Consider the following 17321-nt stretch of genomic DNA (forward strand, 5'->3'; position numbering starts at 1 on the left):
AGATCTGTTGATTACTAAGCGGTAACTTATGCAGTCCGTCTGAGACTACCCATTTCCTCGGTCGCACTGTAGCCAGGGGCTCGGTGATCTGCGTCGCTGAGGCGTACCTGACCGTAGGGGGCATGGCGTGCCGGGCTGATCCCAGTATTTCTCACACATCGTGACATTCCGCTTAGCTTGGGGCTGTGCTCTGTGCGGCTGCGGGTCAGAGTCGCCGGACGGGTGAACGCAACCTCGGTCCGCCCCGCTGCGTCTCTGCAGGTCACCGGGCAGTTGCGCGTAAGGAACGGATAAGAGTTGAGTCTGCCTGACTCAGGTCTGTTGACCCAGCGGCAGGCGTCATGCACACTTGAGTCCGTTCCACTCAAGTCAGCTGGAGGAATCAACCATGGCACGTGCGGTCGGCATCGACCTGGGCACGACTAACTCCGTCGTCAGCGTTCTGGAGGGCGGCGAGCCCACCGTCATCACCAACGCCGAGGGCGCCAGGACCACGCCGTCCGTCGTCGCCTTCGCCAAGAACGGTGAGGTGCTCGTCGGCGAGGTCGCCAAGCGCCAGGCGGTCACCAACGTCGACAGGACCATCCGGTCGGTCAAGCGCCACATGGGCACCGACTGGAAGATCAACCTCGACGGCAAGGACTTCAACCCGCAGCAGATCAGCGCCTTCGTGCTGCAGAAGCTGAAGCGGGACGCCGAGGCCTACCTGGGCGAGAAGGTGACCGACGCGGTCATCACCGTCCCGGCCTACTTCAACGACGCCGAGCGCCAGGCCACCAAGGAGGCCGGCGAGATCGCCGGTCTGAACGTGCTGCGCATCGTCAACGAGCCGACGGCCGCAGCCCTGGCGTACGGCCTCGACAAGGACGACCAGACCATCCTCGTCTTCGACCTCGGTGGCGGCACCTTCGACGTGTCCCTCCTGGAGATCGGCGACGGCGTCGTCGAGGTGAAGGCCACCAACGGTGACAACCACCTCGGTGGTGACGACTGGGACCAGCGCGTCGTCGACTACCTGGTCAAGCAGTTCCAGTCTGGCCACGGCGTCGACCTGTCCAAGGACAAGATGGCGCTGCAGCGCCTGCGTGAGGCTGCGGAGAAGGCCAAGATCGAGCTGTCCTCGTCCACCGAGACCTCGATCAACCTGCCCTACATCACCGCCTCCGCCGAGGGCCCGCTGCACCTCGACGAGAAGCTGACCCGCGCCCAGTTCCAGCAGCTGACCGCGGACCTGCTGGAGCGCTGCAAGACGCCGTTCCACAATGTCATCAAGGACGCCGGCATCCAGCTGAGCGAGATCGACCACGTCGTCCTCGTCGGTGGCTCCACCCGTATGCCCGCCGTCGCCGAGCTCGTCAAGGAGCTGACCGGCGGCAAGGAGGCCAACAAGGGTGTGAACCCGGACGAGGTCGTCGCCATCGGCGCCTCGCTCCAGGCCGGTGTGCTCAAGGGCGAGGTCAAGGACGTCCTGCTCCTCGACGTGACCCCGCTGTCCCTCGGTATCGAGACCAAGGGCGGCATCATGACCAAGCTGATCGAGCGCAACACCACGATCCCGACGAAGCGTTCGGAGATCTTCACCACGGCCGAGGACAACCAGCCGTCGGTGCAGATCCAGGTCTACCAGGGCGAGCGCGAGATCGCGGCGTACAACAAGAAGCTCGGCATGTTCGAGCTGACCGGTCTGCCCCCGGCGCCGCGCGGCGTCCCGCAGATCGAGGTCTCCTTCGACATCGACGCCAACGGCATCATGCACGTCACGGCGAAGGACCTCGGCACCGGCAAGGAGCAGAAGATGACCGTCACCGGCGGCTCCTCGCTCCCGAAGGACGAGGTCGACCGGATGCGCCAGGAGGCCGAGCAGTACGCGGAGGAGGACCACCGCCGCCGCGAGGCCGCCGAGTCCCGCAACCAGGGCGAGCAGCTCGTCTACCAGACCGAGAAGTTCCTCAAGGACAACGAGGACAAGGTCCCGGGCGACGTCAAGACCGAGGTCGAGGCCGCCGTCGAGGAGCTGAAGACCGCGCTGAAGGGCGAGGACACCGCCGAGATCCGCACGGCCACCGAGAAGGTCGCCGCGGTCTCCCAGAAGGTGGGCCAGGCCATGTACGCCGACGCCAATGCCGCACAGGCCGCGGGTGGCCCCGAGGGTGCCACCGCCGGTGGGGCCAAGCCGGCCGACGACGACGTCGTGGACGCCGAGATCGTGGACGACGAGCGTAAGGACGGTGCCGCGTGACGGAGGAGACCCCGGGCTTTGAAGAGAAGCCCGACGTCCCCTCCGGCGCCACTCCTGACGACGCCGAGCCGCAGGCCGCTCCCGCAGAGGGGGCGGCCCCGGCCGGGGACGCAAGCGCAGATGCCGGTCTGCTGGCCCAGCTGGACCAGGTGCGCACCGCGCTCAACGAGCGCACCGTGGACCTCCAGCGGCTTCAGGCCGAGTACCAGAACTACCGCCGCCGGGTCGAGCGCGACCGGATCACGGTCAAGGAGATCGCCGTCGCGAACCTCCTGACCGAGCTCCTGCCCGTGCTCGACGACATCGGACGTGCGCGGGAACACGGCGAGCTGGTCGGCGGCTTCAAGTCCGTCGCCGAGTCGCTGGAGACCGTGGCGGCCAAGATGGGCCTGCAGCAGTTCGGCAAGGAGGGCGAGCCCTTCGACCCGACGATCCACGAGGCCCTGATGCACTCGTACGCGCCGGACGTCACGGAGACGACCTGCGTCGCGATCCTCCAGCCGGGGTATCGCATCGGCGAGCGCACCATCCGCCCCGCGCGGGTGGCCGTCGCCGAGCCGCAGCCGGGCGCGCAGACGGTAAAGGCCGAGGAATCGGCCGAGGGCGACGACAAGGAGAACGGTGGCCCGGACGAGGGCTGACGTTGAACTGACGAGGAACCACGGGAAGGGGGTACGTCGGGGATGAGCACCAAGGACTTCATCGAGAAGGACTACTACAAGGTCCTCGGCGTCCCCAAGGACGCCACCGAGGCCGAGATCAAGAAGGCGTACCGCAAGCTCGCCCGCGAGTACCACCCGGACGCCAACAAGGGCAACGCCAAGGCCGAGGAGCGCTTCAAGGAGATCTCCGAGGCGAACGACATCCTCGGCGACCCCAAGAAGCGCAAGGAGTACGACGAGGCCCGCGCCCTGTTCGGCAACGGCGGCTTCCGCCCGGGCCCCGGCGCGGGCGGCGGCTCGTTCAACTTCGACCTGGGCGACCTCTTCGGGGGCGGTACCCAGGGCGGGGGCGCGGCCGGCGGCTTCGGCGGCGGACTCGGTGACGTCTTCGGGGGCCTGTTCAACCGGGGCGGCACTACGGGTACGCGGACGCAGCCGCGCCGCGGCCAGGACATCGAGTCCGAGGTCACCCTCAGCTTCACCGAGGCGATCGAGGGCGCGACGGTGCCGCTCAGGATGTCCTCCCAGTCACCGTGCAAGGCCTGCTCGGGCACCGGCGACGCGAACGGCACACCGCGCGTGTGCCCGACCTGCGTCGGCACCGGCCAGGTGGCGCGCGGCTCGGGCGGCGGCTTCTCCCTGACCGACCCGTGCCCGGACTGCAAGGGCCGCGGCCTGATCGCGGAGAACCCCTGCGAGGTCTGCAAGGGCAGCGGCCGCGCGAAGTCGTCCCGCACCATGCAGGTCCGCATCCCCGCCGGGGTGTCGGACGGCCAGCGCATCCGCCTGCGGGGCAAGGGCGCACCGGGCGAGCGGGGCGGTCCGGCGGGCGACCTGTATGTCGTCGTGCACGTCGACGCCCACCCGGTGTTCGGCCGCAAGGGCGACAACCTGACGGTGACCGTCCCGGTGACGTTCGCCGAGGCGGCCCTCGGCGGTGAGGTCAGGGTCCCCACCCTGGGCGGCCCGCCGGTCACCCTGAAGCTGCCTCCGGGCACGCCCAACGGCCGCACCATGCGGGCCCGGGGCAAGGGCGCGGTCCGCACGGACGGCACCCGCGGCGACCTCCTGGTCACCGTCGAGGTAAGTGTCCCGAAGGACCTGACGGGGAAGGCTCGTGACGCACTCGAGGCGTATCGCGAGGCGACCGCGGGCGAGGATCCGCGGGCGGAGCTGTTCCAGGCCGCGAAGGGAGCATGAGTCAGATGGACGGCCGTCGACGCAACCCGTATGAACTGACCGAGGAGACCCCGGTCTACGTCATCTCGGTGGCGGCCCAGCTGTCCGGCCTGCACCCGCAGACACTGCGCCAGTACGACCGCCTGGGCCTGGTGTCTCCGGACCGCACGGCCGGCCGGGGCCGCCGCTACTCGGCCCGCGACATCGAACTGCTGCGCACCGTCCAGCAGTTGTCGCAGGACGAGGGCATCAATCTGGCCGGCATCAAGCGCATCATCGAACTGGAGAACCAGGTCGCGGCCCTCCAGTCCCGGGTGGCCGAGCTGGAGGCCGCCCTCGACGGTGCCGCCGCGGCGATGCAGCAGCGCGAGGCCGCGGTGCACGCCTCGTACCGGCGCGACCTGGTGCCGTACCAGGAGGTGCAGCAGACCAGCGCGTTGGTGGTGTGGCGGCCGAAGCGGCAGCAGTCGTCCGACTGAGGCGTGTGCGTACGTGAAAGGGGCCCGGAGGATCCTCCGGGCCCCTTCGCTGTCCTCCGAGCCCTGCTCGGCCTCCTTCGGATCGACCGGGGTGAGGCCGACCGGAAGGGAGGGGCAGACGTTCAGGCCGAAGCGCGACGGGGCGAGGCGGCCGCCGCGTACGCCGTCGGCGGCACGCCCACCGTCGTGGTGAAGTCCCGTACGAGATGGGCCTGGTCGGCGTAGCCGAGGTCGGCGGCGAGCGTGGCCCAGTCGACGTCGCGCCGGGTGCCGGCGAGTTCCAGGGCCTCGTGGATGCGGTAGCGGAGGATCACCCACTTGGGGCTGACCCCGACGTACGCCGAGAAGAGCCGTTGCAGCGCCCGCACCGACAGTCCCTGGCCGCGGGCGAAGTCGCCTACGCGGCGCACGGCGCGGTCGGCGCGGATGCGCTGGACGAGGTCCATGGCGAGGTCGGCCTGCGGATCGGGCGCGTGAGGGAGGGAGAGCAGGAAGGCGTCGAGGGCGGCCACCCGGGCGCGGTCGTCGGCGGGCGTGACGACCGACCGGGCGATGTCCTCTGTGGCCTGCTGGAACACCTCCTGGGTGGGCAACGCGCGGCCGGTCCAGTGCGACACCGGTTCGCCGGGTGCGTACGGCCGGAAGCCACCGGGCCGGAACTTGGCCCCGCACACCCGTCCCCGCCCGGTCAGCTTCCTGGTGTACAGGCTGAGCGCAACGCCGGTCAGCTCACCGTACGGCGGACCCTCGTCCTCGTCCCACTGGAAGGTGAGGTTGACGGCCGGGTGCGGGACGACGTGGGAGGCATAGGGCTCGGGCAGGTCCCACTCGATGAGCCAGTACCACTCGACGTACCGGCGCAGCGGCTCGGCGGGCTCGTGGCGGCGGAACCGCACGCGGTTCAGCAGCCCGGACGGGTCGACGATCCCGCGGGTGTCGTGGCGGGGTGCGGCCATGGCCGGATCGTACGTCGCGTTTCTTCAAGAAGGGCAGTCCCGGGCGTCCCTACGGTCTGGGGATGGACACGAAACACGGTGAAGCGAAGAGCCACACCCTGGGTGATCTGCTGGCGAGGGCGCGGGAGCGGGCCGTTCCGGTGGTCCGGGCGGTTCCCGACGAGCTGCTCGCCGCTCCCACGCCATGTGCCGACTACGACGTGAAGTCCCTGGTCAACCACCTGTTCCACGTGGTCGTCGAGTTCCAGAAACTGGCCGCCAAGGGTGAGTCGGATTTCTCCTCGACGCCCGACCGGGTCGGCGCGGGTCCGGACTGGCGTGAGCGATTCGCGGACGAGACGGACGAGCTGGTGGCGGCCTGGGCCGCGCCCGGCGCGGAGGACGGCACGGCTGGGGCATGGCAGATGCCCGCGCGGCTCGTCGGCTCGATGGCGCTGCTCGATCTGACCGTGCATGTGTGGGACCTGGCGCAAGCCATCGGCCGGGAGTACCCGGTGGACGAAGCGGCGGAGGCGGTGGTGGAGCAGCTCACCGGCACGGTCGCCGAACTGGCGCCGACCGCCCGGGCGACGGGGGTGTTCGCGGACCCGGTGGCGGTGACGGAGACCGCTTCGGCATTCGAGCGGCTGCTTGCGCAGACCGGGCGGGATCCACACTGGACGCCCTCCGGGCCGGAGCGGAAGGGGGACTAGTCCTGGTCCGGGTTGTCCCGGCGCCAGTCCCACGAACGGTCAAGAGCAGCAGCCTGAGCTGCCCGCCGGGGAGGGTGCGCCGCCGAGGTCGTCGACACGTTCTTCCAGAGGTCGACCTTGAGCTCGCCGTCGAGGTAAACGCGGATGCCGTCCTGCGCGGAGCCGGTGAAGGTGAACGGGCCGCCCGAGCCGAAGTCGCGGGTGACGGTCCAGCGGACACCGAAGTTGTTGGTCGGCAGGCCCGAAGCGGGGGCGCCCGTGCCCCAGTTCTGGTCGATCGCGGAGTCGCAGTCCGTTTTCTTCGGTGTGCCCGAGAAGCTGATGTTCGCGAAGAACTGCCGCTTGAACACGGGCGAGGTGCAGGTGGTCGCGGCGGATGCGGGTACGGCGACGGCGGTGAGCAGGCCGCCCGCGGTGGCGAGCACGACCGCGGTTGCTGCCGCGGCGGTCGTGTGTCTGGCTGGGGTCATTCGGTCCTCTGGTCGGATCAGGGATGGCGGAAAACAGCCCTCGCGATCACGACTCGCGCGGAAAGCTGTTGGTTGTACGGATCTTCGTCCACGCTCCAACTCCCCGTGGATGGAGGGCGTGTGAAGGACGTCGGGACGAGGTTTCGCGGCGTGTTCACGGGCTAAGCGGAACGTGATGTTGTCATCTCGTTAAGTAGTTTCCCTTGACGCTGGGGGCCGCCGACGCGTTGGCTTTCCAGTCATCCGGGTCGCAGTGTCGCGGCCATGTCCGGAAGGCAGTAGAAGTGAGCTCCCGTATGCGTCGTCGTATCGCCATGTCCGTGGTCGCATCGTCGTTGACTCTGTCGCTGGCAGGCTGTGGCGTGCTGGGCGCGACGGGCGACAGTGCCGACGCGAGCCCGACCAAGGGCAACGACGTCACGGTGGGCCTGCTGCTGCCGGAGAAGGCCAACACGCGGTACGACAAGTTCGACTACCCGATCATCAAGGAGCGGGTCGCTTCCCTCACCAAGAAGCAGGGCAAGGTCGAGTACGCCAACGCCGACGCGAGCGCGACCAGGCAGGCGGAACAGCTCCAGCAGATGATCGACGACCAGGTCGACGTCATCCTGCTGGACGCCGTCGATGCGCACGCCATTGCGGGCAGCGTCGAAAAGGCCAAGGAAGCGGGTATTCCGGTCATCGCCTACGACCGGCTCGCCGAGGGTCCCATCGACGCGTACATCTCCTTCGACAACGAACTCGTCGGCGAGGTCCAGGGCCGCTCTCTCCTCGAGGCGCTCGGCAGCGACATCGACACCTCCGACAAGATCGTCATGATGAACGGCTCGCCCACCGACCCCAACGCCAAGCAGTTCAAGCAGGGCGCGCTGTCCGAGCTGAACGGCAATGTGACCATCGCCCAGTCCTTCGACACCAAGGACTGGAAGCCGGAGAACGCCCAGGCCAACATGGCGGAGGCCATCGAGGCGATCGGCAAGGACAACATCGCCGCCGTCTACGCCGCCAACGACGGCATGGCCGGCGGCGTCATCGATGCCCTGGAGGCCGTCGGCGTGACCGAGCTGCCGCCGATCACCGGGCAGGACGCCGAACTCATCGCCGTGCAGCGGATCGTCACCGGCGAGCAGTACATGAGCGTGTACAAGTCCTACCCGCAGGAGGCCGAGGCCGCCGCCGAGATGGCCGTGGCCAAGGTCCAGGGCAAGGACATCCAGTTCGACGCCCTCGCCCGCGACAGGGTCGACAGCCCCACGGACAAGGACATCCCCGCCCAGCTCGTCACCGTCACCGCCCTGACCCAGAAGAACATCAAGGACACGGTCGTCGCGGACGGCATCTACAAGGTCTCGGAGATCTGCACCGCCGAGTACAAGGCGGCGTGCACGGCCATCGGGCTCAAGTAGCCCTGCACAGTCCTGCACAGGAGGGGGCTCGCGTCGTCGGCGCGAGCCCCCTTCGGCGGTTGCAGGTTGTTGCAACGGAACAGCCTGGGGTGGGAGCGAATCCGGCCATACCGGTGGTTTCCCTCGGTCATCGGGGAATGAGCCGTGTTGCGGAGCAGGTCCCGTCCGCGCATAGTTGCGCTGCGGGAGACGCTGGAACCGGGGGTGGGATGGGCCATGGCCGGGCACGGGACGGACGAGCATCCACATGGTGCTGACCGACTGTGCGAGGCCGGGGATCGTGTGTATTCCCGGGCCGTGCGGCGGGGACGCGTGTCGCGCCACGATGCCGACGCGGTGCCCTGCTTGCTGGAACTCGCCCTCCTGCACCCCGACCCCGACGACATGGACTGGCTGGTGCCGACCTCGCCGCAGGAGGTCATGACCCGGCTGCTGCGCGGGGTGTACGACGAGATCAGCGCCAGCCAGCGGCGGATGGGCTCGGCGGTCACGGCCTTCGAGTGGTACGCCGGTCTCGGCGGGCGCACGTCCACGGCGGGAGCCGGCGAGGGCACCGCCATCCGGGTCCTGGACGGCTCCTCCCGCATCCAGGCGGCCCTGGACAAGGCGACCGAGGAGTGCACGACGGAGGTCCTCACCGTCCAGCCCGGCGGCATTCGGCGCGAGCACGAGCTCTCCGAGGGGCTGCACCGGGCCCTCGCCCTGCGCGGGCGGGGCGTGCGCATGCGCGACCTGTACAACCACGTGGCCCGGCACGGACAGGGCCTGCTGAACTACCTCGACCTGATGGGCGACGCGGTTCAGGCGCGCACCCTGGACGAGGTCATCGACCGGCTGATCCTCTTCGACCGCACGGTCGCCTTCATCCCCGCGAACGCCGACCGCACGATGGCGCTGGAGCTGCGTCACCCCGCGCTGGTCGAGTACCTGGTGACGGTCTTCGACCGCCTGTGGCGCCTCGCGATCCCCCTGACGGCCCCCCTCCCCGACACCGGCATCGAGGGCATCTCCCACCGCGAGCAGTCCATCGCGGCACTCCTGGCGGAGGGCCACCAGGACGCGGTGATCGCGGAACGGCTCGGGATCAGCGTCCGTACGTGCCGGGCGCACATTGCGAGGCTCTCGGAGACTCTGGGCGCCGCCAGCCGCACCCAACTCGGCGTCCGCATCGCCCAGGTGGGCCTCGACGGCCCTGCCCGCCCTTTGTCCCCCGCCGAACTCACCCTCCCTGATCAAGGATCCCCGACTGTCCGATGAGGTAGCCGAGCTGGGCTCTGCTCTCGCTCCCGAGGGTGGCGGCGAGTTTGGCGATGTGGACGCGGGCGGTGCGGATGTTCATGCCGAGGCGTTCGGCTGTGACGGCGTCGGTGTGGCCTTCGACGAGGAGGGCGGCGATGGCGCGTTGGCGGGGCGTGATGCCGTTCAGGGCGGGGGTTCGACGGCTTGGGGGTACATGGGGGTCGCCAAGCGCCAGAGGCGGTCGAAGACCGTGGCCAAGTAGGCGATCAGGGCCGGGTGGCGGACCTCCAGCGCGGGGGTTCCGTCCTTGTCGGCGGGGATGAAGGCGACGGTCCGGTCGACGATGATCAGGCGGTCGGTGAGCTCGTCGAGCGAGCGTGCCTCGGCGTCGCCTCTGAGCTGCTCGTAACGGGCGAACACGAGGGGCAGGTGGCGTTGCGTGTGCTGATAAAGGGCGCGGATACGGCCGCCGCGGTCGAGCAGGGCCTGATCGCGGTCCAGGGCATGACCTGAGCCGCCGCACCGCGCTGGTTGGCGTAGTCGGTGTTGGGCTGGACGCAGAGGACTTCCCGGCATGCTTCGGTCATCGCCTCTGTGATGGCCCGGTTGATGTCCTGTGTGCCGCCGAGGACGCCGACCTCGGGGCTCTCCAGTGGCGTACGGTGGCCGTTGATCCGCAGCAGCGGCTCGAACGCCTTGGTCAGCCGCTCCTCGCGGCGCCTCTCGCCGGCGATGCGTTCCGCCGTGGCGCGCAACAGGCGGGAGAGTGCGAAGGCCGGTGTGACGGGACGTAGCCGACCGGAGTCCTCCAGGTCCGGCTCGAGCAGCCCCGTACGTACGACGCACGCCACCGGCGCCGCCTCGGCCTCAGGTACGGATCCCTGCCGCAGGGCACGCGCATACAGCTCGAGGCCCGCATCACACGGCTCGTTCGCCCTGTGGTCGTGAGCCTCTGCCGGCACGCGCCGCTCCCCCTCGGAGTTCAGTGATCATTGTTCAGGATTCCCGACTGCGCGATCAGGTAGCCGAGCTGCGCGCGGCTTCCGCTGCCCAGGGACGACGCCAGCTTGGCTATGTGGGCCCGGCAGGTGCGGACGTTCATGCCCAGACGGCGGGCTATCGCCTCGTCGACGTGGCCCTCCACGAGGAGCTTGGCGATGGAGTGCTGGATGTTGGTGATGCCCCCGGGGGCGGTTTCGTAGGGGGCGCCGGCGCTGAGCGGCACCGCCCGGTCCCACATGAACTCGAACACCTTGATCAGATAGCGCACCAGACCCGGTTGCCGGAGCTCCAGCGCGACTTGCTGGTCGTCCCGCGTGGGGATGAATGCGACGGTCTCGTCGCAGATGATGAGGCGCTCGACCAGTTCGTCGATGGTGCGGTACTCCACCTTGCCGTTGGACAGCTGGGCCACGTAGGCCAGCTTCTCCGGGTTGTACCTGGCTGTGTGCTGGTACAGGGTCCGAATCCGCACACCACGTTCGATCAAGGGCCGGTCGCGCTCCAGTCCGCGCAGGAGGCTGCGCTCGGAGTAGCGATCGCTCGGCTGGACCGTGAGCACTTCGGCCTGACATTGGGACGTGGCAAGGTTGAGGGCGGCGTTTATGCGTTCGCCCCCCTCCAGCACCGTGATGGCGTCGCTCGCGTTCGTCGCGTGCGCACTGAGGGCCATGAACGGTTCGAAGGCGTCGGCCAGCTCCACCGACATCCTCCTGCGCTCGGATATCTCGCGCTCTATGGGGTTGAGTCGCTGGGCCAGAGCCACCGGCGCCGGCACGGGGCGCAGCCAGTTCGGGTCATCCGGATCAGGGTGCAGGAGCGCGAACTCCATGAGGCACGGTGCGGGTTCTGCCTCCGCCCGGGCGATACGTCCCGCGCGCAGAGCAGCCGCGTAGAGGCGGCCACCTTGCTCGCACATCTCAGTCACCGCATGGGGATGTGCAGGTTTACTCTGATTCGTTGCCAAATCTCCACCCCCCAGGGTCCTGAACGTGCAGGAACATGATGCATCGATTATGTGGCCATGACGTGCCCGAATGAGCCATCGTCGTACCGGACGGGGGAAGAGGGGACCTTCAAGTGAGGACGAAGCCGACTATGAGCAAGAGAATGCTTCGCTCGGTGCTTGTAGCCACCTTCTCCGCCGTTGTGGCCTTGGGCGCGCTGGAAGGCTTCTCCGGTGGACAGGTGGATGCTCGAGCGGACACCAGTTGGCCGGCTGTCGTGGCGTCCCCCGACGCTGCGAACGACACCAGTTGGCCGGTGGTCGGTCCCGAGGAGCCGAAGTGACGACTCCTCCTGACGACCGCTCCTTCCGCCGGGAAATGGCCACCGCCTACCGCTCCGGCTGGCACTTCATCGACCTGGCCACCGCCATCCCCCACAACGGTGACTCGCTGATGGTGACCGTCTTCGGTGAGCCCGTGGTGGTGACCAGGGATGATGACGGCGACGTGCGGGCGTACCGGTGTCTGCGACGGCCCCGCGGGGCGCCGCAGCCCGTGCGATGTGCCATTCGGTACGGAATGATCTTTGTGAACCTGGACCAGCGTGACCATCGGCTGGCGGAGCCGGAGCCCTCCGATTCGATGACCATCTCGGCCACCCCCCGCAGTGCCTGACGCGATTCCCCCGTCGTAACAGATCGCTCAGGTGCTTCCCCCCGCAGCGGCGTCACCGTGACCTGAACACGGTGACGCCGCTGCAGTTTTTCCCGGATATTTCCGGTATCGAAGCATTTTCGACGGTGGCTGGAAGTGACCGTTCCCGCGATCCCGCCGCGTCCTCTCCTTGAGTGGAATAGACTCAACTTTGTGTACGTTGCCTGAGTCACGCAGGCTCACGCAAGGAGGAGAACGGATACCGTGGACGCCGAGCTGACCAACCGGAGCCGGGACGCGATCAACGCCGCCGGCAACCGGGCCGTGACCGAGGGGCACCCTGACCTCACCCCCGCTCACCTGCTTCTTGCTCTGCTCCAGGGGCAGGACAACGAGAACATCACCGACCTGCTGGCCGCCGTCGACGCCGATCAGGCCGCCGTACGCGCCGGTGCGGAGAAGGCCCTCGCCCAGCTGCCCAGCGTGACCGGGTCCACGGTCGCGCCACCGCAGCCGAACCGGGAACTGCTCGCCGTGATCGCCGACGCCCAGGCCAGGGCGCAGGACCTCGGCGACGAGTACGTCTCCACCGAACACCTCCTCATCGGCATCGCCGCGAAGGGTGGCGCGGCCGGTGAGGTGCTGACCCGGCAGGGCGCCGACGTGAAGAAGCTGCTGGAGGCCTTCCGCAAGGCCCGCGGCGGGCGCCGGGTGACCACGGCCGATCCCGAGGGGTCGTACAAGGCCCTGGAGAAGTTCGGGACCGACTTCACCGCCGCCGCCCGCGACGGCAAGCTCGACCCCGTCATCGGGCGGGACCAGGAGATCCGGCGGGTCGTGCAGGTGCTCAGCCGCCGCACCAAGAACAACCCCGTCCTCATCGGTGAGCCCGGCGTCGGCAAGACCGCCGTCGTCGAAGGACTCGCCCAGCGGATCGTCAAGGGCGACGTCCCCGAGTCCCTCCGTGACAAGCGGCTCGTCGCGCTCGACCTCGGCGCCATGGTCGCCGGGGCCAAGTACCGCGGTGAGTTCGAGGAACGGCTGAAGACCGTGCTCGCCGAGATCAAGGACTCCGACGGGCAGATCATCACCTTCATCGACGAGCTGCACACCGTGGTCGGCGCGGGCGCCGGCGGCGACTCCGCCATGGACGCGGGCAACATGCTCAAGCCCATGCTCGCCCGCGGTGAGCTGCGCATGGTCGGCGCCACCACCCTCGACGAGTACCGTGAGCGGATCGAGAAGGACGCGGCCCTGGAGCGGCGCTTCCAGCAGGTGCTGGTCGCCGAGCCGACCGTCGAGGACACCATCGCCATCCTGCGCGGACTCAAGGGGCGCTACGAGGCCCACCACAAGGTCCAGATCGCGGACAGCGCGCTGGTCGCCGCCGCGACCCTGTCCGACCGGTACATCACCTCCCGCTTCCTGCCCGACAAGGCCATCGACCTGGTCGACGAGGCGGCCTCCCGGCTGCGTATGGAGATCGACTCCTCGCCCGTCGAGATCGATGAACTCCAGCGTGCCGTCGACCGGTTGAAGATGGAGGAGCTGGCGCTCGCCAAGGAGACCGACCCCGCCTCCCGGGAGCGCCTGGAGAAGCTGCGCCGCGACCTCGCCGACAAGGAGGAGGAGCTGCGCGGCCTGACCGCCCGCTGGGAGAAGGAGAAGCAGTCCCTCAACCGGGTCGGTGAGCTGAAGGAGAAGCTCGACGAACTGCGCGGACAGGCCGAACGCGCCCAGCGCGACGGCGACTTCGACACCGCGTCCAAGCTGCTGTACGGGGAGATCCCGGCCCTGGAGCGCGATCTGGAGGCCGCCTCGGAGGCCGAGGAGGAGGTCTCCCGGGACACCATGGTCAAGGAGGAGGTCGGCTCCGACGACATCGCCGACGTCGTCGCCTCCTGGACCGGGATCCCGGCAGGCCGGCTCCTGGAGGGCGAGACGCAGAAGCTGCTGCGCATGGAGGACGAGATCGGCAGGCGGCTGATCGGCCAGACCGAGGCCGTGCGGGCGGTCTCCGACGCCGTACGGCGGTCCCGCGCCGGGATCGCCGACCCGGACCGGCCCACCGGCTCCTTCCTCTTCCTGGGCCCGACGGGCGTCGGCAAGACGGAGCTGGCCAAGGCCCTGGCGGACTTCCTCTTCGACGACGAGCGGGCGATGGTCCGGATCGACATGTCGGAGTACAGCGAGAAGCACAGCGTCGCCCGCCTGGTCGGCGCCCCGCCCGGCTACGTCGGCTACGAGGAGGGCGGCCAGCTGACCGAAGCGGTGCGGCGCAGGCCGTACAGCGTCGTACTCCTCGACGAGGTGGAGAAGGCCCACCCGGAGGTCTTCGACATCCTGCTCCAGGTGCTGGACGACGGGCGGCTCACCGACGGGCAGGGGCGGACCGTCGACTTCCGCAACACCATCCTGGTGCTGACCTCGAACCTGGGCAGTCAGTTCCTGATCGATCCGCTGACGAGTGAGGAGGAGAAGAAGGAGCAGGTCCTGGAGGTGGTGAGGACGTCCTTCAAGCCGGAGTTCCTCAACCGGCTCGACGACCTGGTCGTCTTCTCGGCCCTGTCCAAGGACGAGCTGAGCCGGATCGCCCGCCTCCAGATCGACCGCCTCGCCAGGCGGCTGGCCGAACGCCGGCTCACCCTGGAGGTCACGGACGAGGCGCTGGCCTGGCTCGCCGACGAGGGCATGGACCCGGCGTACGGTGCCCGCCCGCTGCGTCGCCTCGTCCAGACCGCCATCGGCGACCGGCTCGCCAAGGAGATCCTCTCCGGCGAGATCAAGGACGGCGACACGGTCCGGGTGGACACCTTCGGGGAGGGGCTGATCGTGGGACCGGCGACGGGCAAGTCGCTGAAGTGAATCTCTCCGCCGACCGGCCGGATGATCTCAGCCAACGGCTGACAGGTTCCGTCGGGGGTTGCCACCCCCCTCCCCGCATGAGGGAGGATGGCGGAATCCGTACGAAGGGAAATTCACGGTGACCATCGACCCGTCCTCGATTCCGAACTTCGGGGGCCAGCCCCAGCCGCAGCCCCAAGGACCGGCGGGCCCCGTCGTCCCGGATCAGGACCTTGTGAAGCAGCTCCTCGACCAGATGGAGCTGAAGTACGTCGTCGACGAAGAGGGTGACCTCGCGGCGCCGTGGGAGCAGTTCCGTACGTACTTCATGTTCCGTGGCGAGGGTGACCAGCAGGTCTTCTCGGTGCGGACGTTCTACGACCGCCCCCACCCCATCGACGAGAAGTCGCAGCTTCTGGAGTCCATCGACGACTGGAACCGGCGGACCCTGTGGCCCAAGGTCTACAGCCACACCCACGATGACGGCACCGTCCGCCTCATCGGCGAGGCCCAGATGCTGATCGGCACCGGCGTGAACCTGGAGTTCTTCGTCTCGTCGACGGTGAGCTGGGTGCGCGCGGCCATCGAGTTCGACCGCTGGCTGGTCGAGCAGCTCGGCCTGGAGAAGGAGATCAACGACGCGGAGAAGCCCGAGGACGGCGAGTAGGCGAACGGCCGGAACCCGGCCGGAGCCCGGCCAGGGCACGGACCACCAGGTCACGTGCCCCGGTCGGGCTCTTGCCATTTTGCGCGCTGACCGATTGCTCCGATTGCTTCGGTTGCCCCGATTGCAGACAAGCGCATTGCCCATCCCTGTACGGCCCGGTAAATAAAGGCCCGGTAAATAAACTCGAGGGCATTCACGATTCCGAGTACGCCGGCCCGCGCGAAAAGAGCGCCGCGGATTTCATTCCGCCCCGGGCTTCTTCCCCCCTGCCGCCCCTACAGCGCCCCGAGCCGCTTCACCGCCTCCTGAAGCACCTCCGTCCGCTTGCAGAACGCGAACCGCACGAACGGTGCGCCCGCCTCGCGGTGGTCGTAGAACACGGCGTTCGGGATGGCGACGACGCCGGCGCGTTCCGGCAGGCCCCGGCAGAAGGCGAAGCCGTCCCTCTCGCCGAGGGGCCGGATGTCGGTGGTGACGAAGTACGTGCCCGTGGGCCTGAAGACCCCGAAGCCGGCCTCCGTCAGCCCCGCCACCAGCAGATCCCGCTTCGCCTCCAGGTCGTCCCGGAATGCCGTGAAGTAGCTGTCGGGAAGGGCGAGGGCCTCGGCCACCGCGTACTGGAAGGGCCCCGACGCCACGTACGTCAGGAACTGCTTGGCCGAACGGACGGCCGTGACGAGACCGGGCGCGGAGGTGATCCAGCCGACCTTCCAGCCGGTGAAGGAGAACGTCTTGCCGGCGGAGCCGATCGTCACCGTCCGCTCCCGCATGCCCGGGAAGGTGGCCAGTGGGACATGCCCGGCGTCGTCGAAGACCAGATGCTCGTACACCTCGTCGGTCACGACCAGCAGGTCCCGCTCCACGGCCAGTTCGGCGACCGCGGCCAGCTCCGCACGGGTCAGTACGGTGCCGGTCGGGTTGTGCGGGGTGTTGATCAGCAGCAGCCGGGTGCGGTCGGTGACCGCGTCGCGCAGCTCGTCGAGGTCCAGCCGGAACGAGGCGCTTTCCCCGATGTGCGGCCGCAGGGTGACCGGCACCCGCGTGCCGCCCGCCAGGGCGATGCAGGCCGCGTAGGAGTCGTAGTACGGCTCGAGGGCGATGACCTCGTCGCCGGGCTCGACCAGCGCCAGCAGTGCCGCGGCGATCGCCTCCGTGGCGCCGGCCGTGACCAGGACCTCGGTGTCGGGGTCGTAGGTGAGCCCGTAGCGCCGCTGCTGGTGCGCGGCGACGGCGGTGCGCAGTTCGGGGATGCCCGGGCCCGGCGGGTACTGGTTGCCGCGGCCGTCGCGCAGTGCCCGTACGGCCGCCTCGCGGACCTCCTGAGGGCCGTCGGTGTCCGGGAAGCCCTGGCCCAGGTTGATCGAACCGGTGCGCAGGGCCAGCGCGGACATCTCCGCGAAGATCGTCGTCCCGAACTCGGTGAGGCGGCGGTTCAGGAAGGGGCGCGAGGTGTCGGTCATGGCGGTCATCCTGCGCCCAAGCTCTGGACTTCCTCAACTCTGCTTTGGGGCGCGTGAGGGGTGGGCATTTCCCGGTCACGCACCACACGAGGCGCCCACGGGGGGCCGCTTCGGGGGAACTGGAAGGAGGGTGACGCCATGGTCATCGGCATCATCCTGGCCGTGATCGCGGTCGTGCTGGCACTGGTGGTGGCAGGCGTACGGGGCAGCGCGACCCGTTCACGGCGCCCGGCGGCGCGGGGGCGCAGCCGGAGTGGTTCGGACTCCGGCGGCAGCTGGTGGGTCGGCGGCGGGAGACGCCGGCTCGTCGGGCGACTCCGGGGCGGGCACTCCTGCGGGGGCGGCTCGTCCTGCGGAGGCGGCGGGGGTGGATGCGGTGGAGGCAGCTGACACGGGGCAGCTGAGCTCCTGAACGGGGAAGCGCATCC

Annotated in this window: 15 protein-coding genes and 1 pseudogene; 11 read left to right on the forward strand and 5 right to left on the reverse strand. The window is 69.0% G+C overall.

Going from position 1 to position 17321, the window contains the following annotated elements; genetic code table 11:
• Positions 1 to 388: 388 nt before the first annotated feature.
• The 4 genes from dnaK to StrepF001_RS16970 are packed head-to-tail and all read left to right on the forward strand — an operon-like array spanning position 389 to position 4559.
• Positions 389 to 2239, forward strand: a complete 1851-nt coding sequence (dnaK, locus tag StrepF001_RS16955; RefSeq protein WP_129799052.1) for a molecular chaperone DnaK — start codon at positions 389 to 391, stop codon at positions 2237 to 2239.
• Complete coding sequence (gene grpE / locus StrepF001_RS16960; protein ID WP_129799053.1) at positions 2236 to 2880, forward strand: nucleotide exchange factor GrpE; 645 nt, start codon at positions 2236 to 2238, stop codon at positions 2878 to 2880. Before dnaK ends, grpE begins: the two co-directional genes overlap by 4 nt.
• Before the next feature lie 42 nt (positions 2881 to 2922).
• On the forward strand, positions 2923 to 4101 hold the full coding sequence (gene dnaJ, locus StrepF001_RS16965; protein WP_129799054.1) for a molecular chaperone DnaJ: 1179 nt from the start codon (positions 2923 to 2925) through the stop codon (positions 4099 to 4101).
• A gap of 5 nt (positions 4102 to 4106) precedes the next feature.
• On the forward strand, positions 4107 to 4559 hold the full coding sequence (locus tag StrepF001_RS16970; protein ID WP_129799145.1) for a helix-turn-helix domain-containing protein: 453 nt from the start codon (positions 4107 to 4109) through the stop codon (positions 4557 to 4559).
• 122 nt (positions 4560 to 4681) lie between these two features.
• Here StrepF001_RS16970 and StrepF001_RS16975 read toward each other — a convergent pair whose 3' ends face one another.
• Positions 4682 to 5515, reverse strand: coding sequence for a helix-turn-helix domain-containing protein (locus tag StrepF001_RS16975; protein WP_129799055.1), 834 nt, complete (start codon positions 5513 to 5515; stop codon positions 4682 to 4684).
• A gap of 62 nt (positions 5516 to 5577) precedes the next feature.
• Here StrepF001_RS16975 and StrepF001_RS16980 point away from each other — a divergent pair, with 62 nt between their 5' ends.
• Positions 5578 to 6207: a TIGR03086 family metal-binding protein gene (locus StrepF001_RS16980; RefSeq protein WP_129799056.1), complete on the forward strand. Its 630-nt coding sequence runs from the start codon at positions 5578 to 5580 to the stop codon at positions 6205 to 6207.
• Here the strand turns inward: StrepF001_RS16980 and StrepF001_RS16985 are convergent.
• A complete protein-coding gene (locus StrepF001_RS16985) occupies positions 6204 to 6677 on the reverse strand; it encodes a PA14 domain-containing protein (protein WP_346656945.1) in 474 nt (157 codons plus the stop codon). The two genes, StrepF001_RS16980 and StrepF001_RS16985, sit on opposite strands and share 4 nt — an antisense overlap.
• A 314-nt stretch (positions 6678 to 6991) precedes the next feature.
• Here StrepF001_RS16985 and StrepF001_RS16990 point away from each other — a divergent pair, with 314 nt between their 5' ends.
• The gene (locus StrepF001_RS16990) at positions 6992 to 8083 is read left to right on the forward strand and encodes a substrate-binding domain-containing protein (protein WP_240797535.1); all 1092 of its coding nucleotides are present in this window, start codon (positions 6992 to 6994) and stop codon (positions 8081 to 8083) included.
• Between the two features lie 216 nt (positions 8084 to 8299).
• Positions 8300 to 9340: a helix-turn-helix transcriptional regulator gene (locus tag StrepF001_RS16995; protein WP_129799058.1), complete on the forward strand. Its 1041-nt coding sequence runs from the start codon at positions 8300 to 8302 to the stop codon at positions 9338 to 9340.
• Here the strand turns inward: StrepF001_RS16995 and StrepF001_RS17000 are convergent.
• Together StrepF001_RS17000 and StrepF001_RS17005 are read right to left on the reverse strand one after the other, a co-directional pair.
• Positions 9303 to 10284, reverse strand: a pseudogene (locus tag StrepF001_RS17000) (helix-turn-helix transcriptional regulator). The gene StrepF001_RS16995 and the pseudogene StrepF001_RS17000 overlap by 38 nt on opposite strands.
• Before the next feature lie 20 nt (positions 10285 to 10304).
• Positions 10305 to 11240 (reverse strand): helix-turn-helix transcriptional regulator, encoded by a 936-nt coding sequence (locus StrepF001_RS17005; protein ID WP_240797536.1) that lies wholly within the window; start codon positions 11238 to 11240, stop codon positions 10305 to 10307.
• Between the two features lie 367 nt (positions 11241 to 11607).
• Here StrepF001_RS17005 and StrepF001_RS17015 point away from each other — a divergent pair, with 367 nt between their 5' ends.
• From StrepF001_RS17015 to StrepF001_RS17025, 3 genes are all read left to right on the forward strand, one after another.
• On the forward strand, positions 11608 to 11943 hold the full coding sequence (locus tag StrepF001_RS17015) for a hypothetical protein (RefSeq protein ID WP_129799060.1): 336 nt from the start codon (positions 11608 to 11610) through the stop codon (positions 11941 to 11943).
• 243 nt (positions 11944 to 12186) lie between these two features.
• Positions 12187 to 14787: an ATP-dependent chaperone ClpB gene (gene clpB, locus StrepF001_RS17020; protein WP_129799061.1), complete on the forward strand. Its 2601-nt coding sequence runs from the start codon at positions 12187 to 12189 to the stop codon at positions 14785 to 14787.
• 118 nt (positions 14788 to 14905) lie between these two features.
• Entirely contained in the window at positions 14906 to 15433 is a 528-nt protein-coding gene (locus StrepF001_RS17025) for a YbjN domain-containing protein (RefSeq protein ID WP_129799062.1), read from the forward strand.
• A 275-nt stretch (positions 15434 to 15708) separates the two neighbouring features.
• Here StrepF001_RS17025 and StrepF001_RS17030 read toward each other — a convergent pair whose 3' ends face one another.
• Positions 15709 to 16902, reverse strand: coding sequence for a pyridoxal phosphate-dependent aminotransferase (locus StrepF001_RS17030; RefSeq protein WP_129799063.1), 1194 nt, complete (start codon positions 16900 to 16902; stop codon positions 15709 to 15711).
• Positions 16903 to 17031: 129 nt separating this feature from the next.
• Between StrepF001_RS17030 and StrepF001_RS17035 the strand changes: the two genes are divergently transcribed.
• On the forward strand, positions 17032 to 17283 hold the full coding sequence (locus StrepF001_RS17035) for a hypothetical protein (protein WP_129799064.1): 252 nt from the start codon (positions 17032 to 17034) through the stop codon (positions 17281 to 17283).
• The last annotated feature ends 38 nt before the right edge of the window (positions 17284 to 17321 follow it).

Source organism: Streptomyces sp. F001 (assembly GCF_004187715.1).
Classification (GTDB): domain Bacteria; phylum Actinomycetota; class Actinomycetes; order Streptomycetales; family Streptomycetaceae; genus Streptomyces; species Streptomyces flavusporus.